Origin of the sequence: Rhodococcus sp. NPDC058532 (assembly GCF_042719255.1) — a bacterium.
GTDB lineage: Bacteria > Actinomycetota > Actinomycetes > Mycobacteriales > Mycobacteriaceae > Rhodococcus_G.
In genome coordinates this window covers 163,759-187,447 of sequence record NZ_JBHXNU010000005.1, presented here as the reverse complement: position 1 = coordinate 187,447, position 23,689 = coordinate 163,759, and the positions used below count along the sequence as shown (strand labels likewise).

Here is a 23,689-nt window from a genome sequence, read left to right as displayed (position 1 = left end):
TTCGGATCCTCTCGCCGCAGGTATCGGTCCGCCGCGGATGGGGTACCACGATCCGGGCGAGCGCAAACGGTCCCGTCGTTTACCGCGACCGCCGCGCGGGTACCTCGCGGGGAGGGCGACGGATGCGTCGAGGAGGACGATTCATGAGCAGCACCAAGGTTTCTGACTACATTCTCGAACGCCTGCGGGAATGGGGGGTCGAGGTCACGTTCAGCTATCCGGGTGACGGGATCAACGGGATCCTCGCGGCCTGGGGGCGCGCCGACAACGACCCGAGGTTCGTCCAGTCCCGGCACGAGGAGATGTCGGCGTTCGAGGCCGTCGGCTACGCCAAGTTCACCGGCAGGCTCGGGGTGTGCTTCGCGACGTCGGGACCGGGGGCGATCCATCTGCTCAACGGCCTCTACGACGCCAAGCTCGATCACGTCCCGGTGCTCGCCATCGTCGGGCAGACGAACCGCAGCGCCCTCGGCGGCTCCTATCAGCAGGAGGTCGACCTGATGAGCCTGTACAAGGATGTCGCCAGCGAGTACCTGCAGATGGTGACCGTCCCGGAGCAGCTGCCGAACGTTCTCGATCGGGCGATCCGGACCGCGGTGACCCGGCGGGCACCGACCGCGGTCATCGTTCCCGCCGACGTGCAGGACCTCGACTATGCGCCGCCGGAACACGCTTTCAAGATGGTCCCCTCCAGCCTCGGGTTCGAGAAGGCGACCGGACGGCCCGGCGACGACGCGATTCGCCGCGCCGCGGACGTCCTGAACAGCGGATCCCGGGTGGCGATGCTGATCGGTTCCGGCGCCCGCGGCGCGGTCGCGGAGGTCACCGAGGTCGCGGAGCTGCTCGGGGCGGGGGTGGCGAAGGCGCTGCTGGGCAAGGACGTGCTGCCCGACGACCTACCGTGGGTGACCGGCTCCATCGGTCTGCTCGGCACCCGGCCCAGCTACGAGATGATGGCGGGCTGCGACGTGCTGCTCACGGTCGGGTCGAGCTTCCCGTACTCGCAGTTCCTGCCCGGCTATGAGCAGGCGCGCGCGGTGCAGATCGACATCGATCCGCGGATGATCGGCATGCGCTACCCGTACGAGGTGAACCTCGTCGGGGACGCAGGCGCGACCCTCCGCGCGCTGCTTCCGCTGCTGCGCAGGCAGCCGGACCGGTCCTGGCGGGAGTCCATCGAGTCGGCCGTCGACCGGTGGTGGCAGACGATGCACGCGCAGGCGATGCTCGACGCCCCGCCGGTCAACCCGATGCGGCTGTTCGACGAGTTCTCCCGGCGGCTGCCCCCCGACGCGATCGTCACCGCCGACTCGGGGTCGTCGGCGAACTGGTATGCCCGCAACATCACGATGCGCGGTGAGATGCGCGGATCCCTGTCCGGCACGTTGGCCACGATGGGGCCGGGGGTGCCGTACGCGATCGGTGCGAAGTTCGGCAGACCGGATCGGCCCGTCGTCGCGTTCGTCGGGGACGGCGCGATGCAGATGAACGGCCTCGCCGAACTGATCACCGTCAAGCGGTACTGGCATGAGTGGAGCGATCCCCGCCTGGTCGTTGCGGTACTACATAACGACGATCTCAACCAGGTGACGTGGGAGATGCGGGCGATGAGCGGTGCACCGAAGTTCGTCGAATCGCAGGCCCTCCCCGATGTGGACTACGCCGGCTTCGCCGCCGGACTCGGCCTGAACGGGATCACCGTGGAGGACCCCGATTCGGTCGGGGCGGCCTGCGAGCAGGCGCTCGGCGCGGACCGGCCCAGTGTTCTCGACGTCCACTGCTCGCCGCACATGCCGCCGATTCCTCCGCACGCGACCCTCGACCAGGCGCGGATGACGGCGGCGGCGGTCCTGCAGGGCGATGAGAACGCGTGGGACCTGGTGAAGATCGGGATCAAGGCGAAGGCCACTGAGCTTCTGCCGCGTCGAGGGGGTGATCGTGGACCGGACGACGGGTGACCGTATCGGCAGCGTCCGGGCGTCGGCGTACACGGTGCCGACCGAGACCCCGGAGGCCGACGGCACCCTCGAATGGGACAGCACCACGATGGTGCTGGTGGAGGTGCGGGCGGCGGGCACCGTCGGGACGGGATGGACCTATGGGCCCGCGGCGTGCGCGGCGTACATCGACTCGGCCCTCGCCGGGCTGGTGCGCGGCGCCGATCCGCTCGCCGTTGGTGGGGTGTACGAGCGGATGGTGCGGGCGGTCCGCAACGACGGTCGGCCCGGGGCGGTCGGGTATGCGATCTCCGCGGTGGACGCGGCGGTGTGGGATCTGAAGGCGAGGATGCTCGACGTCCCGCTGTGCTCGTTGCTCGGCCGGATTCACGAGTCGGTTCCGGTTTACGGCAGCGGCGGCTTCGTCAACTACGACCGGACGCGCCTGCGTGACCAACTGCTGGGGTGGGTCGGGGAGCAGGGAATCCCGCGGGTCAAGATCAAGATCGGTGAGGCGGCCGGGGCGCGGCCCGGCCGCGATCTCGCGCGGATCGCCCAGGCGCGGCGCATCATCGGCGACGACGCGGCGCTGTACGTCGACGCGAACGGCGGCTACTCGCGCAAGGAGGCGATTCGGGTGGCCCGCCGCGCGGACGAGCAGCGGGTGAGCTGGTTCGAGGAACCGGTCAGCTCCGACGATCTCGTTGGCCTGCGGCAGGTCCGGGCCGCCGTGCACCCGGATGTTACCGCCGGCGAATACGGCGGTGATCCGGGCTACTTCCTGCGGCTGTGCGCGGCGGAGGCCGTGGACTGTCTCCAGATCGACGCGTCGCGTTGCGGGGGCATCACCGGGTGGACCCGGGTCGCACCGATCGCGGCCGCCCACGGGCTGCAGGTGTCGGCGCACTGTGCCCCGCACCTGCACGCTCACGTGGCCGCGGCGACCCCAAACATCCGGCACCTGGAGTGGTTTCACGATCACGTGCGGCTCGAATCGATGTTCTTCGACGGCGTCCTCGACCCGTCGGGCGGTGCGGTCACCCCGGATGCGGCTGCGCCCGGCACCGGGCTCACCCTGCGGACCGCCGACGTCGAGCGGTTCCGGGTGCGGTGAGCGTCAGCGCCTGCGGCGGACCCCGGCGAGCGCACCCGCGCCGCCCAGCACCGCCGCCGCCGCGGCCACCGCGCGATGGTGCTGCGACGCCCACAGTTGCGGGCACCGGGTGGTCGCGCGCGCGTCGAAGATCCCCGTCGCGCCGTGGTCGCGTCCGTCCGGGCCGTCCGCGGGCTCCCACAGGTTCGTCGCCTGATCGTCCGGCCGGGGGGTGTCGGTCTGCTGGGAGTCGAAACCCGTTGCGGCGAGGTACCGGTCGAGCAGTCCGGGGACGATCGCGTTCGCGAGCAGCGTGCCGACGGTGCTGCCGCCCACCCAGTACTCGCGCCTGCGCGGGTGGTCGGCGGCGAACAGCACCGCCCGCGCCGCGACGGCGGGCTGATAGATCGGGGGCACCGGCTGCGGGTGGTGCGGGAGGCGCGAGAGCACCCAGGAGAACTGGGGGGTGTTCACCGCGGGCAGCTGCACCATCGTGGTGCGGACGGCGCTGCCGTCGTGGAGCAGTTCGCAGCGCACCGACTCGGTGAAGCCCTGGATGGCGTGCTTCGCCCCGCAGTACGCGGACTGCAATGGGATGCCCCGGTAGGCCAGGGCCGAGCCGACCTGCACGACGACACCGTGGTTGCGTGGGCGCATCCGTGCGAGCGCCGCCATCGTGGAGTACACGTAGCCGAGGTAGCTCACCTGCGTCACCCTGGCGAATTCGGCGGGCGTGATCCGGTCGAACGGGGCGAACACCGACGTGAACGCCGCGTTCACCCACACGTCGATCGGTCCGAGCTCGGCCTCGGCGTCCCCCGCGGCGGCGTCGACCTCCACCGGGTCCGCGACGTCGACGGCGAGGGGGAAGGCGGTGCCCCCCGCCGCGTTCACGTCGTCGGCCGCGCCACGCAGCCCCTCGGTCCCGCGCGCGAGCAGCGCCACCGCAGCCCCTCGCGCAGCGAATGCGGTTGCCGTGGCGCGCCCGACGCCCGCACTGGCGCCGGTGACGACGACGACCCTCGGATGATCCCCATGAATCACTGCGACTGACCTCCCTGGACGTGGTGGACGCGTTGCCGATCCGCATGCCCGCATGCGGCGGTCGCGAAACCCGCCGCGTTTCCCGGCGCCGTGTGCTGGGTAGCCGACGGGCATGCGTTCGATGTGGAAGGGAACGGTGGCGTTCGGTCTGGTCGCGATTCCGGTCCGCCTGTACGCGGCGACCGAGAACCGGAACCTGACGCTGCATCAGGTGCACGTCCGGGACGGAAGCCGGATCCAGCATCGCCGGTTCTGCGCGGCCGAGGACGCGGAGGTCCCCTATGACGAGATCGGTCGGGGGTACGAGACCGAGGACGGCAGGGTCGTGATCCTCACCGACGACGACCTGGCCGACCTTCCGCTGCCGAGCGCCAACACGATCGACGTCCTCGGATTCGTCCCGATCGAGTCGGTCGACCCGATCTACTTCGACAGGAGCTACTTTCTCGAACCGGAGAAGTCGGCGGTCAAACCGTTCGTGATGCTGCGCGACGCCATGCACAAGTCCGGCCGGGTCGCCGTCACCAAGATCGCGCTCCGGCAACGGGAGTCGCTCGCCCTGCTGCGCGTGTACCGGGATGTCGTCGTGATCGACACCATGCTCTGGCCCGACGAGGTGCGCAGCCCGGACTTCGCGTTCCTCGACACCGATCCGCCGCAGGTCACGGCGAAGGAGATGACGATGGCGGCGGGCCTCATCGAGGCGATGTCCGAGCCGGTCTTCGACCCGGACGGCTATCACGACGACTACCGCGCCGCATTGACGGCCCTGGTGGAGGCGAAGATTGAGGGGCACGAGACCGTCGAACGGCCAGGGGAACAGCCGACCGCCGACACCGACGTGAGCAGCCTCCTCGATGCGCTCGCGAAGTCCGTCGAATCGGCGGCGGCGCGGACGCCCGGTCAGCGGGCCGAGCCCACGAAACCCAACGAGACCGACGACAGTGAAGGAGGGAGCACGATGCCGAGGAAGGGATCGGATCCGCATCTGAAGGATCAGGAACTGTACGAGGACCTGCGGGACCGGGGTGACTCGAAGGAGAAGGCCGCTCGAATCTCCAACGCGGCCGCGGCCCGGGGGCGCAGCGCCGTCGGCCGCAAGGGCGGTGCCGGGCAGTCCTACGAGGACCGCACCGTTCCGGAATTGCGCAAGCGTGCCAAGGAAATCGGGCTGACCGGATACTCGTCGATGAACAAGAAGACATTGATCGACGCGCTGCGGAATCATTGACCGGTCACCCGGCTGCCGGTCACCGGGCGGGGTCGACGACGCGGGCGGTGAGCAGTTCAACGGCGCGGGCCACGGTGGCCTCGACGACGCGGGCGGGGTCACCGTCGAAGTGCCGTTCCTCCACCGTGGTTCGACCCGCACCCGCGATTGCGAACCAGACGGTGCCGACCGGGCGGCCGTCCTGTTCGGAGGGCCCGCCGACCCCGGTCACCGCGACGGTGATGTCGGCGCCGAGCAGTGCGGCGGCCGAGTCCGCCATCATCCGGGCCGCCTCGGCGCACACCACCGGGCCCGCGGGGACGCGGAGCAGCCCGTGCTTGACCTCGCGTGCGTAGGCGACGATGCCGCCCCGGAACCAGCTCGCCGCGTCCGGGGCGGCGCCGAGCGCGGCCGCGACCCGGCCCGAGGTGAGCGATTCGGCGCAACCGACCGTGAGGCCGCGCGCGAGCGCGGCCGCCGCGAGTCGCGAACACACCTCGGTGGTGTGTGCGGCGTGCGGCGGCGGTCGGTGCCTCATGAGCGGTGGACTACCCGGTCCGGGCCGATGCCACACCGGGTGCGGCAGGCGGGTTTGCCGGGGCCGGGTGCGGGGTATCCCGGTCGGATGGGTGACAACGACGACGACGGCTCCGCGCGGTTGCCGATGCCGCGCGGCCCGCTGTCCTGTGCGGTCGTGTCCGTCCTGCGCGGAGGCCCGGCCGGGTCGATGGGTAGGCCACCGGACCCCGAGCACGCGGATCCGCTCGGTGGGGACCTGCAGTTGGCGCTGCAGGTGTGCTACGAGGTGCACTATCGCGGTTTCGTCGGCGTCGACCCCGACTGGGAGTGGGATCCGGACCTGCTCGGGGTGCGGGCGGCGATGGAGCGGCGGTTCCTGGACCGGCTGCATACCGCGCTGCCCGGCGGCACCGACGCCGACGCCGCGCTCGCCGAGGTCGCCGCGGACGGTGTCGATGACGGGTCCGTCGCGGCGCACCTGCGGGACACCGGGACGTGGCAGCAGATGCGCGAGTACTTCGCGCACCGGTCGATCTACCACCTCAAGGAGGCCGACCCGCTGGTGTGGGCCGTGCCCCGGCTGCGGGGCGCGCCGAAATGCGCGTTCGTCGCCGTCGAATTCGACGAGTTCGGTGCGGGCAGGCCGGGACACATGCACTCGAGGCTGTTTGAGGATCTGCTCCGCGCCGCCGATCTCGACCACCGCTACCTCGGCTACCTGGACGATGTGCCCCCCGAGACCCTGGCAACGGTCAATCTGGTGACGCTGTTCGGGTTGCGGCGCAGCCTGCGGGGCGCGCTCGTCGGGCATTTCGCGACCGCGGAGACGACGACCCCACCGAGTGCCAGGGCGCTGGTGCAGGCGCTGCAACGGATGGATGCGCCGCCCGCATGCACCCGCTTCTACGCCGAGCACGTCGAGGCCGACGCGGTGCACGAGCAGGTGCTGCGCCACGACGTGGTCGGGGCGCTGCTCGACGACGAGCCGGCGCTCGCGTCCGACGTGGTGTTCGGGGTCCAGGCCACGCAGCTGCTCGAGTCCAGGCTCGCCGAGCACCTGCTGCACTGCTGGCGCGGGGGGACGAGTTCCCTTCTGCCGGTGCATGAGACATGAGCCGGCGAGAGATGGCGAGGGCAGGCGGATGACCGTGCGCAACGGCCCCCGGCCGGACACCGTTCGGCCCGGCCCCGACCGGATCGTGCGCCTGCCCGGCGTGTACCGGCCGCAGGAGGACACCCACCTGTTGTGTGCGGCGCTCGCGTCGCTCACCCTCCCCCGCGGATCCCGCGTCCTGGACTACTGCACGGGATCCGGCGCGGTCGCGGTGGCCGCCGCGCGGCGCGGTGCCGACCGGGTCGTCGCCGTCGACGTCTCGGTGCGGGCGGCGGTGTCGGCGTGGACCAACGCCCGCCTGCGGCGGCTACCGATCGAGGTGCGCCGCGGCGGTCTCGACGTCGCCCGCCGCTGCGGGCCGTACGACGTCGTGCTGGCGAACCCGCCCTACGTCCCGGTCGGCGCCGGGGACTCCGCGCGCCGGTCGGGCTGCTGGGATGCGGGCCCGGACGGCAGGGACGTCGTCGGGCCGCTGTGCCGGGAGGCCCGGGCGCTGCTGCGGCCCGGCGGCGTGCTGCTGATCGTGCACTCCGAGGTCACCGACCCCGAACGGACGCTCGCCGAACTGCGAGCCAACGGGGTGCGCGCGGGCCGGGTGCGGCGGGCTCTGATTCCGTTTGGGCCGGTGATGCGCAGCAGGGCGGCGGCGCTGACCGCGCACGGGCTCATCGCGGCGGGACAGGCCTGGGAAGAGGTGGTGGTGATTCGTGGTGACCGGCCGGCGGGATGACCCGCCCGAATGGAACTCGCCGGAGGCGGAGGTGCTCCGGCGCGTGCCGGGCGGCCCGGTGCTGGTGCGGGGTCCGGTGCGGATCACCACCGACGACGGCCGGGTCGTGGTGGCGGACCGGTTCGTTGTCGCCGTGTGCCGCTGCCTGCGCAGTTCGATCCACCCGCTCTGCGACACCAGCCATCGAGCGCTCGCCCACCGCCGGCGCGACGACGGAGGCTGATATGGCGCGCGCTGCGAATGATCAGTCGTCGGACAGGTCGGCACGAAGGTCGGCGAGGGTGCGGGCCAGCAGGCGGGAGACGTGCATCTGCGAGATCCCCAGCCGCTCCGCGATCTGCGTCTGGGTAAGTCCGCTGAAGAAGCGGAGCACGAGGATGGTGCGTTCCCGTTCGGGGAGTCTGTTCACGGCAGGCGCGATCGTGACGAGTCCCTCGACGTTCTCGAGCGCGTCGTCGTCCTCGCCGAGGGCGTCGAGCAGCGGGGCCTCGGCGTCGCCGTCCCTGGCGCCCGCGTCGATCGACACCGTCTGGTAGGCGGAGCTGGCCAGGAGACCCTCCGCCACCTCGACCGGGTCGACGCCGATCTCCCGCGCGATCTCGCCCGCAGACGGGGACCGGCCGAGGGTCTGCGACAGGGTTTCCACGGCGCGCGCGATCGCGAGGTGCAGGTCCTTCAGCTTCCGCGGCACCCGCATCGACCAGCCGGCGTCCCGGAAGTGGTGCCGGATCTCCCCCATGATCGTGGGGACCGCGAAGGCGATGAAGTCCGTCCCCCGGTCGACGTCGAAGCGGTCGACGGCGCTGAGCAGGCCGAGTCGCGCCACCTGGATCAGGTCGTCCTGCGCTTCGCCCCGGCCGCGGAAGCGCCGGGCGATGTGTTCGGCCAGCGGCAGTGCGCGAGTGATGATCTCGTCGCGGACGGCGCTCGCCTGCTCCGGTTCCCGGCGCATCCGCTCGAACAGGTCGGTCAGGTCGTCGTAGGAGTCGGATGGGTTCGGGTCGCGTCCGCGGCCGGCGACCTCCACTAGGCGTCGCCACCCCTCGATCGGACGAACTCGACGCGGGTGCGGAACCCGCCCGCCGCGAGCGGTTCCCGCGTCACGTCGATCGCATCGGTGAGCGCGCGCAGCACGTGCCATACGAAGCCGCGCTCGTCGGGATGGCGGTCCGACGCGGTGTCGGTCCACGCCCGCACTCGGAGCGCACCGGTGGCGGCGTGCAACCGGCAGCTCAGGTCGGCCCCGGGGAGCGCGTCCCCGATCAGGGCCGAGCACACCTCGTCGACCGCCAGCTTCACATCGGCCGCATCGTCGAGGGTGAACCCTCCGAGCAGGGCGACGGTTTCGGCCATCGCACGGAGCACCGGCAGCTCCCCCAGATCGGCGCGGACCCGCACCTCGACCGGGTATCGCGGCACCACCGCACCCGGCCGTGTCACGTCACCTTTCGACATCCGTACCCCCGTCCCTGCAGGTGGACTGTGGTCGCGCCAAGGCTACCGCCGCGGAGGCCGTCGGTCGCGGGCGTTGACGGGTCCGGGGTGGCGCCGACCCGCGGGCAGGGCCACGATCGGGTGGTGGCTACCGATCAGGGACCAGACGAGCAGGCCGACCAGCCGACCGGCCGCGGGGAGAACGCCGACCGGCGGGTCAACGACAGCTGGCCGCACCTGCTGCGGCTCGGAGCGCTGGTGATCGGGTTCGTGATCGTCGGGTTGCTGCTGATCGCGTGGCTCAACCAGATGGCGTGACGAACGGCGGGGTCGGCGGACCGCCGCCGTCCCCGGTCTTGACGAATCCGACGTCGGTGCGAAACCCGTTGGGGTCGAGTGGATATCGATGCGCACTGAGGTTGTCGGTGAGGGTGCGCAGCACGTGCCAGCCAAAGGTGCGTTCGTCGGGATGGTGATCGGTCGCGGTGTCCGTCGACACGCCGACGCGCAGCGCGCCGACGGTGGGGGTGAGTCGGCACACCAGTTCGGCGCCGGGAAGGGCGTCCCGGATCAGCACCGAACACACCTCGTCCACCGCCAGCGTCACGTCCGACACCTCGTCGAGGGTGAAGTCGCCGAGCAGCGCCACGGCTTCGGTGACCGCACGCAGCAGCGGCAGTTCCTCGAAGCCGCCACCCACCCGGACCTCCACGGACGCGGTGGTCCACCTTCCGGTTCGTACCGGGCCGTTCGCCGGCATGCCGCCACCCTCACCTCGATGCGCGGAGCGGTGCGTCCCCTCGGCGAGAACCGCTCCCCTGACGTGCCGCGACGCTTCGATGGGGCGTACCCGGGTGGGGCGGCCGATAAACCCGATGTGCTGCCGGCCAGGCGAGGCGCCGAACGGATGCGGGTTCGGTAGCCTCGATGCCGGGAGTGTCCCACGGTCGGCTCGCTTCGGACCGACACGACGGAGGTGCGCGATGCCTGTGGTCGCCGCACCGCAACGGCCGCCGGTCGGCCTCCGGTGACCGCCCCCGGAAGCCGGAACCCGGTCGCGGCGATCCGCGACTCGCTGACCGCGGCGCTGCGCGCGCGGGTCGATCCGTTGCAGGCGCTGCTCCGTACCTGTTCCGACTGCCTCGACGTCCTCGCGGTGGACGGGATGTCGGTGGTGATGACCACCGCTGCCGGGCATCGTCAGACGTTGTATGCGAGCGATCCGCTGGCCGCGGAAATCGAGGCGCTGCAATTCTCGCTCGGGGAGGGCCCGAGCCTGGAATCAGTCCGGGCCAGGGGGCCGGTTCTGGTGCCCGACCTGGCGGCGCGGACCGCCGGGGGGTGGCCGGTGTTCGCAGGCGAGGTCGGCGCGCTCCCGGTCGCGGCCATCTTCGCGTTCCCGCTGCAATCCGGTGCGCTCGTTCTTGGATCGATGGACCTGTACCGCACCGCCGCTGGGTGGCTGGACACCGACGAACTGGCGGTCGCGCTGCAGGTGGTCGACGTCATCACCCTCGCGGTGCTCGGGCTCGGCACCGAACCGGGGATGCCGGAACACCATTGGTTCGCTGACATGTCGCACAACACCGACGTCGTCCATCAAGCCACCGGAATGCTCGTCGCCCGGTATCAGATCTCGGTTGGCGCGGCGTTGGCGCGGCTGCGCGGCTACGCCTTCGCCAACGGCCGCCTCGTCGAGGCGGTCGCCCGTGACGTCACCACCCGTCAACTGAACCTTGAGGACATGGATACGTGACCATTCGACCAGCACCGACCCCCACGAACCCGACTACGCTGGGATTCGGGGCGCAGCGAGGCATGTGCACCGGCAAAGCGGCAGGAGATGACAATGCCTTCCAGTGCTGACCGGGAGTCGCGGTTGGTCCACGCCTTTGTGGAAATGGCGGACACGCTCGTCGACGACTACGACATCGCCGACATTCTGCACCAGCTGGTCAACCACTGCGTCGACCTGCTCGACGCCGCAGCCGCGGGACTGCTGCTCTCGGATCAGCGCGGTGGCCTGCAGGTGCTCGCGTGCTCGTCGGAGCGGACGCGGCTGCTCGAACTTTTCCAGATCCAGGTCGACGAGGGCCCCTGCCTGGAGGCGTTCTCCACCGGCGAGGTGGTCGCGGCGAGGGACCTGACGACGGAGATCGAGCGGTGGCCGCGCTTCGCGCCCGAGGCTGTCGCCCAGGGCTTCCGGTCGGTGCACGCGCTGCCGCTGCGGTTGCGGCAGCAGACGATTGGTGCGTTGAACCTGTTCGGCACGCAGCCGGGGAGGTTGTCGGAGCAGGACATCCAGGTTGCCCGCGCGCTCGCCGACACCGCGACGATCGGGATCTTGCAGGAGCGGGCGCTGCGACGTGCGGAGATCCTCACCGAGCAGCTACAGACCGCGCTGAACAACCGGGTGACGATCGAGCAGGCGAAGGGCATCCTCGCGCAGGCCGGTGGCCTCGACATGGGACAGGCGTTCGACGTGCTCCGCGACCACAGTCGCAGCACGAGCAGCCGGCTCTCCGACGTCGCACACGCGGTGGTGACCGGGGAGATGCCGCCTGCGACGTTGCTGACGGCCCGTCTCTGATCTGATCGCAGGTTCGATGCGACACCCTCACCGGCGACCCAGGTCGCGCCACCCGGCGAGCACCGCGTGGACGGCTTCGGCGCCCTGCAGCGGCTGTGGCGGCGCGGGCAGGTCCGCCGGGTACAGCAGGAAGGGCACGGTCTGCGGCCCGCCGAGCCCGCCGTGCGACCCGACCTGCTCCTCGAACGCGGCGACCTCCCCGATGTCCGGTCGGTAGCGGCCGCCGATCATCAGGTCGGCGACGTTGTCGAAGCCGTCGGTGCGGCGGATCCGGTCCAGCGTGCCGGGGCCGAACCCGGCCAGCGGATCCTCCCCGGTCACCACGCCCTCCCGGACATCGACGCTGCCCGCGGGTCCGAGGACGACGGACCCGCCGTGGTCCCGGGCGACGAGGACGAACCCGATGCCGGGGTGTGCGGTCAGGGCGGGCAGCAGTCCCGGATGGTGGGCGTCGATCCATTCGCGGGTCGCCCGGCCGGGGGTCTGCGGGAAGCTGACCAGTCCGAGGTTCCCGGAGGCGAGCACCACCGGCGTCCGCGGGTCCCCCGCCGCGCTGGCCGCCGGGGCGGGCATCCGCAGGCTGGCCTGCACGTAGCCGAGCCCCTCCGCGCCGCGGCCGGTCGCGCCCATCACGCCCGGCTGCGGCGCGGTGCCCGGCTGCCCGCACGCCGCCAGCACCACCTCCTCGAGGGTTGCCCCGTGGCGCTGCCAGAACGTCGGGCCCTGGCTCTGCCCGTGGTCGGACAGCACCACGATCCGGTAGGGGCGGGCGGCCTGCGCGGCGACGGCGACGATCATGCCGATCTCGGCGTCGAGTTTGCGGAGCACGGCGAGGGTTTCGGGCCGTTCGACGCCGGAGTGGTGCGACACCTCGTCGTACCCGACCAGGTCGACGTACACCGGGCTGCGGCCCGCGATGAGGTCGCCGATGACGGCGGCGACCACGACGTCGGTCTCGACGACGGTGGTGAACGCGCGGACCAGGGGGTACAGGCCGCCGCGCCGGATCCGCGGGGTCACCTCGTCGCGGCGCTGACGGTGCGCCTGCCGGACCTCACGGACCGCCTCCGCGACCAGCCGGATGGTGGTGCGGGCCGCGCTCGCGGGGTCGGCGAAGTAGTGGGCGTAGCCGGTGGCGCCGCCGCCCATTCGGGCGCCCCGCATCCGGCTGACGACGAGCACGTTGTCGTCGGCGCCGCCGGTGAAGAGGTTGCCGCGGCTGGCGCCGCCGGCGAGCAGCCCGCCGCGGTGCGCCCGTTCCACCTCGCGGGCGGCGTTGTCGGCGGGGTTGCTGAACACCGCGACGGCATCCCGGGTCTTGTCGTACCACCGGAACGCGGGCACGTTGTGGTTGTCGCCGTACAGGATTCCGAGTTGGCTCGCCCCGGTCTGGCTGCTCCAGTCGGTGTGCCAGGGCACCAGACGGTGGGTGCGCTGGTGCACCAGGGCGGCCAGGTGGGGTACGACACCGTCGCGGATCGCGCGCCGCAGGACGCCGTGCCCGAGGCCGTCGATCTGGATGCACAGCAGCCCGGGATCGTCGGAGCCGGTGGCGGGCGGTCCGCTGCGCCGCAGCCGGGATCGTTGGCGCCGCACCAACATCATCCGGTAGGTGTCGTCGCGGCGGGAGGCGAGGGCGCCCGCGACGACGGACCCGACGAGGGACAGCACCACGGACAGCGCGAGCAGGTCGCGGGCGCGGTCCACGGCGGCGAGCGGGACCAGCCACACCGCGATCACCATCAGCAGCCAGTTGCCCGCGAACGCGCCGATGAACAGCAGCGCCGGCCCGACCCACAGCATCGCCCGCACCAGGATCGGCCACAGGATCACCGACAGCGCACCGAACACCAGGGCGAGCAGCAGCGCCGCGGGCACGGTCGAGAGGGGGCCGCCGCCGGGCACCGCGTGGAGGCGGACACCCGGCAGCGCGAGGTCCGTGAGCACCAACGCCAGCGCGGAGATCAGCCACAGCACCGCGAATTCGGTGGCGGATCGGGCCGCGGACCGCACAGCACGCATCGACGGACCTCCTTCTTCGTCGGATCGTAGGCGGGCGGGCCGGTGCTACCGTCGAGGCACGACGAATGCCCGCACCCGGAAAGGGTGAATTGCGATGGCGATCGAACACGTCGACGTGCTGATCGTGGGTGCCGGTCTGTCCGGTGTCGGGGCGGCCTGCCATCTGCGGCGGGACCGGCCGGGAACCTCGGTGGCGGTGCTGGAGGCGCGGGACCGGATCGGCGGCACCTGGGACCTGTTCCGGTATCCCGGGGTGCGCTCGGACTCCGACATGTACACCCTCGGCTACTCGTTCCGGCCGTGGACCGATGCGATGGCGATCGCCGACGGCGCCGCCATCCTCGACTACGTCCGGGAGACGGCGGCGGAGTACGACGTACAGGAGTGGATCCGGTTCGGGCACCGGGTGGTTGCGGCCCGGTGGGACTCGGCGACGGCCCGCTGGACGGTCACCGCGGACCACCACGGCCCGGTGGAGTTCACCTGCGGGTTCCTGTTCGTGTGCAGCGGCTACTACGACTACCGCGGCGGGTATCGTCCGCGGTTCCCCGGCATGGACGGGTTCCGGGGCGCGGTCGCGGACCCGCAGCACTGGGACGAGACGCTCGACTACACCGGCAAGCGGGTGGTGGTCATCGGCAGCGGCGCGACCGCGGTGACGCTGGTGCCCGCGATGGCGGCGAGGGCGGCGCACGTGACGATGCTGCAGCGCTCCCCCAGCTACGTGCTGTCGTTGCCCGCGCGGGACACGCTGGCGCGGCGGCTGCGGACGGTGCTGCCGGACAGGTGGGTCTACCCGCTGATCCGGTGGAAGAACGTGCTGCGGATGGCGGTGTTCTACGAGCTGAGCAGGCGCAGGCCGGAGGTGGTGAAGGGGCTGCTGCGCAGGGGGGTGCGGTCGGCGCTCGGACCCGGCTTCGACCTGCGGCACTTCACGCCGCGATACGACCCGTGGGATCAGCGGATGTGCTTCGTCCCGGACGGGGACCTGTTCGCGGCCCTCCGGTCGGGGTCGGCGTCGGTGGTCACCGACACCGTCAAGTCGTTCACCGAGACTGGGATCCGGCTGGGGTCGGGTGCGGAGCTGCCCGCGGACGTGGTGGTGACCGCGACCGGGCTCGACCTGTTGCCGCTCGGCGGCCTCACCCTGACCGTCGACGGGGCGGAGGTGGCGTTGTCGTCGACGGTGGCCTACAAGGGCATGATGATCGGCGGGGTGCCCAACCTGGCGTTCTGCATCGGGTACACCAACGCGTCGTGGACCCTCAAATGCGATCTGACGGCCACCTACGTCTGCCGGCTGCTGGCCCACATGAGTGAGCACGGGTATCGGCGCTGCACGCCCGGCACCGGGGATCCCGCGATGCGGCGCCTGCCCGCGATCGACTTCAGCTCCGGGTACATCCGGCGCGGCATCGACCGGTTCCCCCGCCAGGGCGACCGCGCGCCGTGGCGGCTGCACCAGAACTATCCGCTCGACGTGCTGGCGTTGCGGTACGGCCCGGTGACAGACGAGGCGATGGTGTTTTCGCGTGACTGACCGCGCGGCGGGAGCGTCCGCGCGCGGTCCGTCGGCCGCGGTCCGGTGGGTCGGGCACGCGACGGTCCTGCTCGAGGACGGGCCGACGACGCTGCTGACCGACCCGGTGCTCACCTCCCGCGTCGGGCATCTGCGGCGGCGCCGCGGACCGGACCCGCTGCGCGGGGCGGATCCCCCGACCCGGCCGGACGCGGTGCTGCTCTCCCACCTGCACGCCGACCACACCCACGTTCCGTCGCTGCGGCTGCTCGACGGGCGGGTCCCGATCGTGGTGCCGCGCGGGGCGGTGGACGCGTTTGCCGGACTGCGCCGATTCGGGGATCGGCTGGTCGAGTTGGCGCCGGGCGAGCAGGCGACGGTGGGCACGGTCACGGTGCGGGCGGTGCCCGCCGACCACGACGGGCGGCGGTGGCCGCGGGGTCCGCGGGTCCGGGCGGTCGGGTACGTGATCGAGGGGGCGGTGACCACCTATTTTGCCGGCGACACCGCGCTCGATCCGGGGATCGCGGCGTGGGTGCCCGCCTGCGATCTCGCGCTGCTGCCGGTGGGCGGGTGGGGGCCGAATCTCGGTCCGGGACATCTGGATCCGGCGTCGGCGTCCCGGGCGGCGCGGCTGGTGTCCGCGGCGTTGACGGTGCCGGTGCACTTCGGGACGCTGTGGCCGATCGGGATGGACGCGGTTCGGCCGCGCCGGTTCACCGAGCCGGGCGGCGACCTGGTCCGCCGGGTCGCCGCCGAGGGCATGAGGGCGGTGGAGTTGGCGCCGGGGCAGCGCCTGCGGGTGCGGTGACCGCGCGCAGGGTTTGCGAATCGTGACCTGGGGGTAACCGGCTCGGGCCGCGGCCACCGGGAAACGGTGGCAGCATCGAACTGGTCGGGAATCTGTTTCGGACAGCGCAAGGTGGTACCGAGCATGAGTGATTCGGCCGGTGTGAATGCTCGTCCCGGAGACGGTGAGCTGGCGGGCCTGCGGGCCGAACTGGACGGCGTCGACGACCGACTCCTCGACACGATCCGGGAGCGAATCGAGATCTGCACCCGGATCGCCCTGGTGAAACGGCGGCATTCGATCCCGGTGGTGCAGCCGCACCGGATGGGGGCGGTGCACGAGCACGCGCGCAGCTACGCAGCGCGCCACGACCTGTCGCCCCAGTTTCTTCGAGCGGTGTACGACCTGCTGATCGCGGAGACCTGCCGGGTCGAGGACCGGGTGATCGCCGAGGCGGCACCCGGCTCGGTCCTGGTGCCGGAGTCCGATCGGGACTGAGGGGGCGCGATGCGGACCTTGCTGATCGACAACTACGACTCGTTCACCTACAACCTCTACGCGCTGCTGGCCGAGGTGAACGGGCAACCGCCGACGGTGCTCACAAACGACGCGTCCTGGGCGTCGGTGCGGCTGTCGGACTTCGACAATGTGGTGATCTCGCCGGGGCCGGGCCGGCCGGACCGATTCCGGGACTTCGGGATCAGCGCGCAGGCGCTGCGGGAGAGCGGCCTGCCGGTGCTCGGGGTGTGCCTCGGGCATCAGGGGCTGGTGCACCTGTTCGGGGGGCGGGTGATCGCGGCGCCGGAGCCGCGGCACGGGCGGATCAGCGTGATCCGGCACGACGGTAGCGACCTGTTCGCTGGCCTCCCGTCGCCGTTCCGTGCGGTGCGCTACCACTCGTTGGCGGCGGTCGACCTGCCGCCGGACCTCGCGCCGACGGCGTGGGCGGAGGACGGCGTGCTGATGGGCGTGCGGCACCGGGAGCGACCGCTGTGGGGGGTGCAGTTCCATCCGGAGTCGATCTGCACCGAGCACGGACGCGCCCTGCTCGGCAACTTCGCGGCGCTGACACCGATCCGGTCGCGGCCGCCAGCCCGCCCGCCCGATCCCGAGCCCGCCGCCGCGGTGCCCGATCACCGGTACCGGGTGCGCAGCGTCCGCGTCGACCGGGCCGTCGACGCGGAGGCGCTGTACGCGCGGCTCTTCGCGGCGGGGCCCAACGGATTCTGGCTCGACGGGTCCGCCGCGGCCTCCGCCGACGGCCGGTTCTCCGTGCTGGGCGATGCCTCCGGACCGCGCGCCGAGTACGTCACCTACCGGGTGACGGAAACGACGGTGCGGGTGCATCGTTCGGACGGATCGACGGAGGAGGTGCGGAGCACCCTGTTCGACTACCTCGAGGAGCAGTTGCGGGTGCGCGCGGTCCCGCCCCGGTCGGACCTGCCGTTCGGCTTCTGCCTCGGCTACGTCGGCTATCTCGGGTACGAGCTGAAGGCCGACACCTGCGGTCAGCTGGCGCACGCCTCCGAACGGGACGACGCCGCCGTCGTGTTCGCGGACCGGGCGGTGGTCGTCGACCACGACGGTGGGTGCGTGCACCTGCTGGCCCTCGACGACGGGACCGCCGACCCCGACACCGACCGCTGGCTGCGGAAGACGGCCGCGACCGTCGTCGACGTCGCCGACGGCGGCGGTGCGGGCGGTGCCCCCGCGGCCGCTCCCCCGCTGGTGCCCGCGGCCGCGGACGTGCCGATCGTGTTCCGGCACGACCGGGACACCTACCTGCGGTTGATCGAGCAGTGCATGTCGGAGATCCGGTCCGGCGAGACGTACGAGGTGTGCCTGACCAACGCGGCGACCGTGCACCGCGCCCTCGACCCGCTGGCCGGGTACTCGTGCCTGCGGGAGATCAGCCCCATGCCGTACGGGGCGTTGCTGCAGTTCGCGGGCGCGTCCGTGCTCAGCGCGTCCCCGGAACGCTTCCTGCGGGTGCGGGCGGACCGGACGGTGGAGTCGAAACCGATCAAGGGCACCCGCCCCCGCTCGGCCGACCCGGACCTGGATCGCGCGCTGCGCCGCGACCTGCTGCTCAGCGAGAAGGACCGGGCCGAGAACCTGATGATCGTCGACCTGGTTCGCAACGACCTGTCCCGGGTGTGTGTTCCGGGGTCGGTGCACGTGCCGTCGCTGTTCGACGTCGAGACGTACACCCCGGTGCATCAGCTGGTGTCGACGGTGCGCGGCACCCTGCGCGCGGGGACGTCGACGGTGGCGTGCGTGCGGGCCGCGTTCCCCGGCGGGTCGATGACCGGGGCGCCGAAGGTGCGGACGATGGAGATCATCGACAAGCTCGAGGCGGGCCCGCGCGGGGTGTACTCCGGTGCGATCGGCTACTTCTCGCTGTCCGGGACCGCGGACTTCTCGATCGTGATCCGCACGATGGTCGCCGCGGGCGCGACGGTGACGTTCGGGGTCGGCGGCGCGATCGTCGCGCTGTCGGACCCGGAGGACGAGTTCGAGGAGACGATGGTGAAGGCGCTGTCGATGCGGCGGTGCCTGTCCGTGGCCGGCGAGGGGCCGTGACCGGTCCGGCCGCGGGCAGGACCGTGGTCGTCGCCGGCGGTGCGGGTGCGGTCGGGGCGCTGCTGGCGCGCTCGTGGACCGGGGACGGCGCGTCGGTGGTCGCGGTCGACGTCCGGGACGGTCCCGGCGGCGACATCCGTCGCCCGCCGCCACCGGTGCAGCGGCTGATCCGCTCGGCGGACGTGCTGGTCCTCGCGGTCCCGGAGGGGGTGGCGCTGGCGGCGGCCGCATCGGTGGCCCCGCTGCTGCGGCCCGGGTCGGTGCTGGTGGAGACCCTGTCGGTGAAGTCCCGGTTCGCCGACCGGGTCGATTCCCTCCCCTGGGGCGACGGGGTCGCGGTGCTCGGGATCAACCCGATGTTCGCGCCGTCGTTGGCGATGCCGGGACGCCCGGTCGCGGCCGTGATCCACCGCGGCGGCGGCGCGGCGGACACGGTGCTCGCGGAGCTGCGGTCGTGGGGCGCGCGGGTGCGGCCGACGACCGCGGACCGGCACGATCGGGTGTGCGCGGCGATGCAGGCCCTCACCCACGCCGCGGTGCTCTCGTTCGGGTTGGCGCTGGCCGACCTCGGGGTGGACGCCGACGAGACGGCCGCGTTGGCGCCGCCGCCGTTCGCGGTGCTGTCGGCGCTGCTCGCGCGGATCACCGGCGGCACCGCAGAGGTGTACCGGGACGTGCAGGTCGCGAACCCGGGCGCGGCGGCGGCGCGGGAGGCGTTGGCGCGGGCGGTGTCCCGGCTGTCGGCCGCCGCGGCGGCCGACCCGGGCGACTTCGCCGGCCTGCTCGCCGACGCGGGCGCACCCCTCGCCGACCACGCCGCCGGGTACGCCGACCTGTGCGCGCGCCTGTTCGAGGGGACGGTCCGATGACCGGCAGGCTGCCCGCCCACGATCCGGCCGATCCGGTGGAGACGGCGGTGATCCGCGGCCTGGTCCGGAGCTGGCCGCGGCGGGCGACGGTGCGGCGCACCGAACCCGACCTGGACGGGCCGACGATGGACGACCTGTTCGACCCGGCCCGCGCCGACTACCCGGCGGCGCTGCTGCCGTTCACCGGGCATCCGGTGTACGAGGGGCTCGACGGGACCGCGCGGGCGCGGATCCGGTCGTGGGCGTGGATCGCCTACAACAAGAACGTGATGGACGTCGAGCAGGACGTGGTGACACCGGGTTTCGGGTTGCTGTTCCGGGATGCGTTCGGCACCGGCCTGTCCGACACGGCGCGGGCATCGGTGCTGCAGGCGATGGTCGACGAGGAGTATCACACGCTGATGCACCTGAACGGGTCCGCGCTGGTCCGGCGCAGGCGCGGATGGCCGCTCCCGGACGCGGCGCTCCCCGACGCGCTGCTGGTGCGCAGGCACCGGGACGCGGTCGCCGCGGCGGACACGCCCCGCGCCGCCGCGTTGACCACACTGGCGTACGCGACGGTCGCGGAGACGTCGATCGGCGACTACCTGGCGTTGATTGCCGACGACGACACGGTCCAGCCGGTGCACCGGGCGACCATCGCGCTGCACCGCCGCGACGAGTGCGCGCACGCGTCGGTGGCGGCGGAGCTGCTCGTGCTGGTGCACGCGGGGCTCGACGCCCGCGACCGGGGCACGCTGATCGCGGCGCTGCGCGCCGGTGTCGACGCGTTCACCGCCACCGACCTGTCGGTGTGGTCGGCGATCCTGCACGCCGAGAACGTGACCGGCGCCGACGCGATGCTGCGCGAGGTCGCCGCCGACCCCGACCGGCGCCGATTCCTGCAGGACTGCACCGCGATTGACCGCCTGCTTGACCGGTTCGCCGTGCCAGGTCCGTGATCGGCACGCTCAGGAGTCGCGGGCGGCGCTGCGCGTCAGGTCCTCGGCGAGCATCACGATGATGCCGCTGGGGCCGCGGACGTAGGTCAGCCGGTAGAGATCCCGGTAGGTTGCGACGCCGCGCAGGGGGTGGCAGCCGTGCCGGGCGGCGGTCGCGAGGGCGGCGTCGAGGTCGTCGACGGCGAACGCGACGCGGTGCATGCCGATCTCGTTGGGGCGGGTGGGTGTCGTCTCGATCGGATCGGGGTGCAGGTACTCGAAGAGTTCGAGGCGTCCGGTGCCGTCGGGGGTGTGGAGCATCGCGATGCGGGCGTGGTTGCCGTCGAGGCCGACGGCGGTGTCGGTCCACTCGCCGCTGACCGTGTCCCGCCCGAGGACGGTCAGGCCGAGGTCGGTGAAGAAGCCGACCGCCTCGTCGAGGTCCCGGACCGCGATGCCGACGTTCTCGAGTCGAATGGGCATACCTGTAGGCTAACGCGTCTGTGCTGCTTGCGTTCCCGGCATGCCGTGGGCGCCGTGCCCCACGGCCTGGAGATCGTCCTACTCCGTGGCCTTGGGGTGTCCGGTGCCCGCGGCCTTGAACCACAGGGTGCGCCGACCGGGATCGACGAGATACCACAAGCGGCCGCCGGCAGTGACCTCGTACTGCCACTGCTCCATCACCGACCCACCGTGCACGGCGGTCGCCAGCGAGCCCTTGAGCTGATGGTGTCGCGAGGTCGGGGCGGGAGTGTCCGGACGCGACCGCAGCTCGCGCCAGCAGGCGAGGGTGTTCGCCTGCGCCTGCTGACACAGCGCCTCCCAGCCCTTGACCGCGTCGGTGGTGGCGAACCGCAGCTCCCACCCGCCGGCCGGGTCCGCTGGCGGGGCGACCCGGTCGCCGCGTTTCGGGCTCACGCAGCGTCGCCGGGCGCGGGAACCTCGCCGAGGTCGTCGCCGGTGTCCGCGGCCAGGATCGCGGCCAGCTCTGGGTCGGCGAACGCTTCGGCGGTGTGCCGCCAGGCGTCGATCACGTGCACCACCGGGGTCGGGTTGTCGAGCGACTCGGCCGCCCGCAAAGTGGCGACCAGCTCGACGATGAACTCCTGCACGTCGTCGCGGGGCAGGAACGCCACCCACGGGAACACCTCGGGCAGCACATCGGTCACCACCTCCCGTGCCCGCGGGTCACGTTGCATCACCGCCACGAACATCCGCGTCGTCACCGACGCCGCGGTGTGCTCGAGCTCGGCCCGCGCCGCCGTGGTCAGTACCAGGTCCTCGGCGTCGCGACGGCGCACCAGCAGCGACTGGGCGGTCGAACGCCGCAACCGTTCGACCGTCGCCTTCCCTCGCAGTTGCAGGTCGGAGAACGACACTTCATCCACCGTCATGCATCTAAACTACTTCTAAAGTCTGCGGAAGTCGAGCTTCCGACAGGATCGGCCATGGTCAGCCGCGCCCCGGCACCACCGCGATCGTGCCGGTGCACACCGCGTTCTGCGGATTGACGAACCACCAGCCCGCGCCGGTCTGCACGGTGACGGTGAAGTCGACGGTCCCGACGCCGGTCCAGGTGCGGTTGATCGGGATGCCCGGCTTCTGCTGCCAGGCGGCCTCGTCGCTGACGCTGCGGCCGGACGCGCCGGTGGTGGTGTTGCGCCAGTCGACGAGGACGCGGGTGCCGTACCAGTTGGGGCCGATGCTCGGGATCAGGCCGCCGGGCGGCGTCGGCAGTTCGTTGCCGCCGCTGAGCAGGATCGCCGGTTCCAGTTCGCCGCCCGGCGGGCGGGACTCCCCCGACGCGGCGTGCACGGTCCAGGTGAACGGCGGCGCCCAGAACAGCGGATTGGCGCTGGAGCAGGTCATCGTCGTCGAGGTCGGTGCCGGGTCCGCGGCCGCAACCCCGCCACCCCCGACGACGGTCGCGGTGGCCAGCCCGGCAGTGACGGCGGCCGCGGCGGCCGCCCGGCGCACGAGTCGAGTACTCATCATGTCCTCCCCTTGGTCATGAAGCATGGTCCTGCCAGGTTATTCGTTCGCGCAACGGAATTCATTACGGCGTCAGGGTGCGAGCGCGGCGTTGTGCGGGGTGAGCAGGGCGCCGAGCAGGTGGTGGCCGTCGGCCGAGTCCAACGGGATGACGCCGCCGACCGCGACGACGGCCGGATGCGAGGGCACGTCCGGGGGTGCGGCGAGCATCCAGGACAGCGTGTTCTCGTCGTGTCGGGGCCGGAACCCGATGCCGTCGGCGTCCGGGTTGGCGGCGAGAATGGCCGCAGCCCATCGCCGGGTGTGGAGGTAGCCGGACGGATCGCATTTGGTGAGCCACACTTCGGCGTTGATCCGGGCGGCTCCGGTCCCGGTCAGGTCGACCACCCGCACCGCGCGGGTGGTCTGCAGTTCGCTCAGCACCCGGCCCGCGATCCGCACGCGCGGGATCAGTCGGGGTGACTGGCCGACGGGCAGGCTCCGGCACAGCGTCTCGGCGACGGCGGCCGCCGGACTGTCGCCCACGTACAGGTAGGCATACGAGCCGTCGAGACTGTCGTACCGGCCTCCGACGCGTGGTCGCGGCCGGGGGGCGGGATTCAGGTCGGCCGCGCCGCGGGCGGCGCTGTGAATCCGCCAGAGGGAGGTACCCGCCGCGATCGTCGTGATCCGGGCGGCGGGAAGCGGTACGGGTGGATCCGGGTAGGTCACGCCGCGGCTCAGTCTGCGGTCAGGTCGTCGGCCATGTCGCGCAGGTCCTCGTCGTGCCCGCCGGCGGCGGCGAGCTCGGCGGGCGGGCGGGGGTCATCGGCGAACGCGGTCGGGGTCAGCCACCAGGAGGCGACGCCCCACGGGTCATCCTTCGCGCCGAGGCGGGCATTGATCTCGGCGACGATCGGCAGCACCCGCTTGCGCGCGGCATCGAATTGGAAGGCCGGATAGAGCTTCTGCCCGCCGACGGGCAGCGCGACGACGGTGCCCGACGCGGCAAGGCGACTTGCGGTGTTGCGGCTGGTGGCGGATCGGCCGAGCACCCGGCTGACGGTCGTGGAGTCGAGCATCTCGTTGGCGTCGACGATCGCGCCGAGGGCGTCGGTGACGATTCGGGTGCGGGCGACGGCCGCGGCCGCGGGATTGGTCACCACCCGCTCGTGGTGGAGCGCGAGCGTCGGGCTCATCGCGAGCAGCGCCGTGACGTCGTCGCGGACCGGTCGCAGGGTCGGCCGCCGGGAGATCTCCGCGGCAACGAGCTCGACGAGGTCCTCGTCGGACAGGGCGTGGATGGAGTCGCGGACGCGATCCTTGTTGGCGAGCATGGCGGCC

Annotated in this window: 27 protein-coding genes; 15 read left to right on the top strand and 12 right to left on the bottom strand. The window is 72.1% G+C overall.

Features of this window, described 5'->3' with window-relative positions; translation table 11 throughout:
- Window positions 1-143 precede the first annotated feature (143 nt).
- Together ACFWQG_RS08695 and ACFWQG_RS08690 are read left to right on the top strand one after the other, a co-directional pair.
- Window positions 144-1,958, top strand: coding sequence for a thiamine pyrophosphate-requiring protein (locus ACFWQG_RS08695; protein ID WP_378507190.1), 1,815 nt, complete (start codon window positions 144-146; stop codon window positions 1,956-1,958).
- Window positions 1,939-3,051: an enolase C-terminal domain-like protein gene (locus tag ACFWQG_RS08690; RefSeq protein ID WP_378507189.1), complete on the top strand. Its 1,113-nt coding sequence runs from the start codon at window positions 1,939-1,941 to the stop codon at window positions 3,049-3,051. The genes ACFWQG_RS08695 and ACFWQG_RS08690 overlap by 20 nt, the downstream gene beginning before the upstream one ends.
- Before the next feature lie 3 nt (window positions 3,052-3,054).
- Here the strand turns inward: ACFWQG_RS08690 and ACFWQG_RS08685 are convergent, their stop codons facing one another.
- Window positions 3,055-4,071 (bottom strand): SDR family oxidoreductase, encoded by a 1,017-nt coding sequence (locus ACFWQG_RS08685; protein ID WP_378507286.1) that lies wholly within the window; start codon window positions 4,069-4,071, stop codon window positions 3,055-3,057.
- Between the two features lie 115 nt (window positions 4,072-4,186).
- On the opposite strand from ACFWQG_RS08685, the gene ACFWQG_RS08680 reads away from it, so the two are divergent.
- On the top strand, window positions 4,187-5,305 hold the full coding sequence (locus ACFWQG_RS08680) for a Ku protein (protein WP_378507188.1): 1,119 nt from the start codon (window positions 4,187-4,189) through the stop codon (window positions 5,303-5,305).
- A 19-nt stretch (window positions 5,306-5,324) separates the two neighbouring features.
- Here the strand turns inward: ACFWQG_RS08680 and ACFWQG_RS08675 are convergent, their stop codons facing one another.
- Window positions 5,325-5,822, bottom strand: coding sequence for a CinA family protein (locus tag ACFWQG_RS08675; RefSeq protein WP_378507187.1), 498 nt, complete (start codon window positions 5,820-5,822; stop codon window positions 5,325-5,327).
- 87 nt (window positions 5,823-5,909) lie between these two features.
- Here ACFWQG_RS08675 and ACFWQG_RS08670 point away from each other — a divergent pair, with 87 nt between their 5' ends.
- Genes ACFWQG_RS08670 through ACFWQG_RS08660 form a run of 3 tightly spaced genes read left to right on the top strand, consistent with a single transcriptional unit; the run spans window position 5,910 to window position 7,870 of the window.
- Window positions 5,910-6,917, top strand: a complete 1,008-nt coding sequence (locus ACFWQG_RS08670; protein WP_378507186.1) for an iron-containing redox enzyme family protein — start codon at window positions 5,910-5,912, stop codon at window positions 6,915-6,917.
- Between the two features lie 28 nt (window positions 6,918-6,945).
- Complete coding sequence (locus ACFWQG_RS08665; RefSeq protein ID WP_378507185.1) at window positions 6,946-7,647, top strand: methyltransferase; 702 nt, start codon at window positions 6,946-6,948, stop codon at window positions 7,645-7,647.
- Window positions 7,628-7,870 carry a CDGSH iron-sulfur domain-containing protein gene (locus ACFWQG_RS08660; protein WP_378507184.1) on the top strand — a complete coding sequence of 81 codons (243 nt, stop codon included), beginning with the start codon at window positions 7,628-7,630 and terminating at the stop codon, window positions 7,868-7,870. The genes ACFWQG_RS08665 and ACFWQG_RS08660 overlap by 20 nt, the downstream gene beginning before the upstream one ends.
- Window positions 7,871-7,891: 21 nt before the next feature.
- On the opposite strand, the gene ACFWQG_RS08655 is transcribed toward ACFWQG_RS08660, so the two are convergent.
- Window positions 7,892-8,599 (bottom strand): SigB/SigF/SigG family RNA polymerase sigma factor, encoded by a 708-nt coding sequence (locus tag ACFWQG_RS08655; RefSeq protein WP_378507285.1) that lies wholly within the window; start codon window positions 8,597-8,599, stop codon window positions 7,892-7,894.
- A gap of 74 nt (window positions 8,600-8,673) precedes the next feature.
- Complete coding sequence (locus ACFWQG_RS08650; protein WP_378507183.1) at window positions 8,674-9,087, bottom strand: ATP-binding protein; 414 nt, start codon at window positions 9,085-9,087, stop codon at window positions 8,674-8,676.
- Window positions 9,088-9,225: 138 nt separating this feature from the next.
- Here ACFWQG_RS08650 and ACFWQG_RS08645 point away from each other — a divergent pair, with 138 nt between their 5' ends.
- Entirely contained in the window at window positions 9,226-9,399 is a 174-nt protein-coding gene (locus ACFWQG_RS08645; RefSeq protein WP_378507182.1) for a hypothetical protein, read from the top strand.
- On the opposite strand, the gene ACFWQG_RS08640 is transcribed toward ACFWQG_RS08645, so the two are convergent.
- Window positions 9,383-9,841, bottom strand: coding sequence for an ATP-binding protein (locus tag ACFWQG_RS08640; protein ID WP_378507181.1), 459 nt, complete (start codon window positions 9,839-9,841; stop codon window positions 9,383-9,385). The two genes, ACFWQG_RS08645 and ACFWQG_RS08640, sit on opposite strands and share 17 nt — an antisense overlap.
- Window positions 9,842-10,108: 267 nt before the next feature.
- Between ACFWQG_RS08640 and ACFWQG_RS08635 the strand changes: the two genes are divergently transcribed.
- Complete coding sequence (locus ACFWQG_RS08635; protein ID WP_378507180.1) at window positions 10,109-10,837, top strand: GAF and ANTAR domain-containing protein; 729 nt, start codon at window positions 10,109-10,111, stop codon at window positions 10,835-10,837.
- Between the two features lie 93 nt (window positions 10,838-10,930).
- Window positions 10,931-11,671 carry a GAF and ANTAR domain-containing protein gene (locus ACFWQG_RS08630; protein WP_378507179.1) on the top strand — a complete coding sequence of 247 codons (741 nt, stop codon included), beginning with the start codon at window positions 10,931-10,933 and terminating at the stop codon, window positions 11,669-11,671.
- Window positions 11,672-11,698: 27 nt separating this feature from the next.
- Here the strand turns inward: ACFWQG_RS08630 and ACFWQG_RS08625 are convergent, their stop codons facing one another.
- Window positions 11,699-13,693: an alkaline phosphatase family protein gene (locus ACFWQG_RS08625; protein WP_378507178.1), complete on the bottom strand. Its 1,995-nt coding sequence runs from the start codon at window positions 13,691-13,693 to the stop codon at window positions 11,699-11,701.
- Window positions 13,694-13,787: 94 nt separating this feature from the next.
- On the opposite strand from ACFWQG_RS08625, the gene ACFWQG_RS08620 reads away from it, so the two are divergent.
- The 6 genes from ACFWQG_RS08620 (at window position 13,788) to ACFWQG_RS08595 (ending at window position 20,395) form a co-directional block, all read left to right on the top strand.
- A complete protein-coding gene (locus tag ACFWQG_RS08620) occupies window positions 13,788-15,233 on the top strand; it encodes a flavin-containing monooxygenase (RefSeq protein ID WP_378507177.1) in 1,446 nt (481 codons plus the stop codon).
- Window positions 15,226-16,023 carry an MBL fold metallo-hydrolase gene (locus tag ACFWQG_RS08615; protein ID WP_378507176.1) on the top strand — a complete coding sequence of 266 codons (798 nt, stop codon included), beginning with the start codon at window positions 15,226-15,228 and terminating at the stop codon, window positions 16,021-16,023. Before ACFWQG_RS08620 ends, ACFWQG_RS08615 begins: the two co-directional genes overlap by 8 nt.
- 123 nt (window positions 16,024-16,146) lie before the next feature.
- Window positions 16,147-16,500 carry a chorismate mutase family protein gene (locus ACFWQG_RS08610; RefSeq protein ID WP_378507175.1) on the top strand — a complete coding sequence of 118 codons (354 nt, stop codon included), beginning with the start codon at window positions 16,147-16,149 and terminating at the stop codon, window positions 16,498-16,500.
- Window positions 16,501-16,509: 9 nt separating this feature from the next.
- Window positions 16,510-18,585: an aminodeoxychorismate synthase component I gene (gene pabB / locus ACFWQG_RS08605; RefSeq protein ID WP_378507174.1), complete on the top strand. Its 2,076-nt coding sequence runs from the start codon at window positions 16,510-16,512 to the stop codon at window positions 18,583-18,585.
- Complete coding sequence (locus tag ACFWQG_RS08600; protein WP_378507173.1) at window positions 18,582-19,454, top strand: prephenate dehydrogenase dimerization domain-containing protein; 873 nt, start codon at window positions 18,582-18,584, stop codon at window positions 19,452-19,454. The genes pabB and ACFWQG_RS08600 overlap by 4 nt, the downstream gene beginning before the upstream one ends.
- Window positions 19,451-20,395, top strand: a complete 945-nt coding sequence (locus tag ACFWQG_RS08595) for a diiron oxygenase (protein ID WP_378507172.1) — start codon at window positions 19,451-19,453, stop codon at window positions 20,393-20,395. The genes ACFWQG_RS08600 and ACFWQG_RS08595 overlap by 4 nt, the downstream gene beginning before the upstream one ends.
- Window positions 20,396-20,404: 9 nt before the next feature.
- Here ACFWQG_RS08595 and ACFWQG_RS08590 read toward each other — a convergent pair whose 3' ends face one another.
- The 6 genes from ACFWQG_RS08590 to ACFWQG_RS08565 all read right to left on the bottom strand — a co-directional run bounded on the left by ACFWQG_RS08590 (window position 20,405) and on the right by ACFWQG_RS08565 (window position 23,682).
- Window positions 20,405-20,857 (bottom strand): VOC family protein, encoded by a 453-nt coding sequence (locus ACFWQG_RS08590; protein WP_378507171.1) that lies wholly within the window; start codon window positions 20,855-20,857, stop codon window positions 20,405-20,407.
- A 78-nt stretch (window positions 20,858-20,935) separates the two neighbouring features.
- On the bottom strand, window positions 20,936-21,292 hold the full coding sequence (locus ACFWQG_RS08585) for a hypothetical protein (RefSeq protein ID WP_378507170.1): 357 nt from the start codon (window positions 21,290-21,292) through the stop codon (window positions 20,936-20,938).
- The gene (locus ACFWQG_RS08580) at window positions 21,289-21,768 is read right to left on the bottom strand and encodes a hypothetical protein (protein WP_378507169.1); all 480 of its coding nucleotides are present in this window, start codon (window positions 21,766-21,768) and stop codon (window positions 21,289-21,291) included. Before ACFWQG_RS08580 ends, ACFWQG_RS08585 begins: the two co-directional genes overlap by 4 nt.
- 58 nt (window positions 21,769-21,826) lie before the next feature.
- Window positions 21,827-22,366 (bottom strand): hypothetical protein, encoded by a 540-nt coding sequence (locus ACFWQG_RS08575; RefSeq protein ID WP_378507168.1) that lies wholly within the window; start codon window positions 22,364-22,366, stop codon window positions 21,827-21,829.
- Window positions 22,367-22,438: 72 nt separating this feature from the next.
- Entirely contained in the window at window positions 22,439-23,077 is a 639-nt protein-coding gene (locus tag ACFWQG_RS08570) for an RES family NAD+ phosphorylase (RefSeq protein ID WP_378507167.1), read from the bottom strand.
- 8 nt (window positions 23,078-23,085) lie between these two features.
- The gene (locus ACFWQG_RS08565) at window positions 23,086-23,682 is read right to left on the bottom strand and encodes a hypothetical protein (protein ID WP_378507166.1); all 597 of its coding nucleotides are present in this window, start codon (window positions 23,680-23,682) and stop codon (window positions 23,086-23,088) included.
- Window positions 23,683-23,689: the final 7 nt, after the last annotated feature.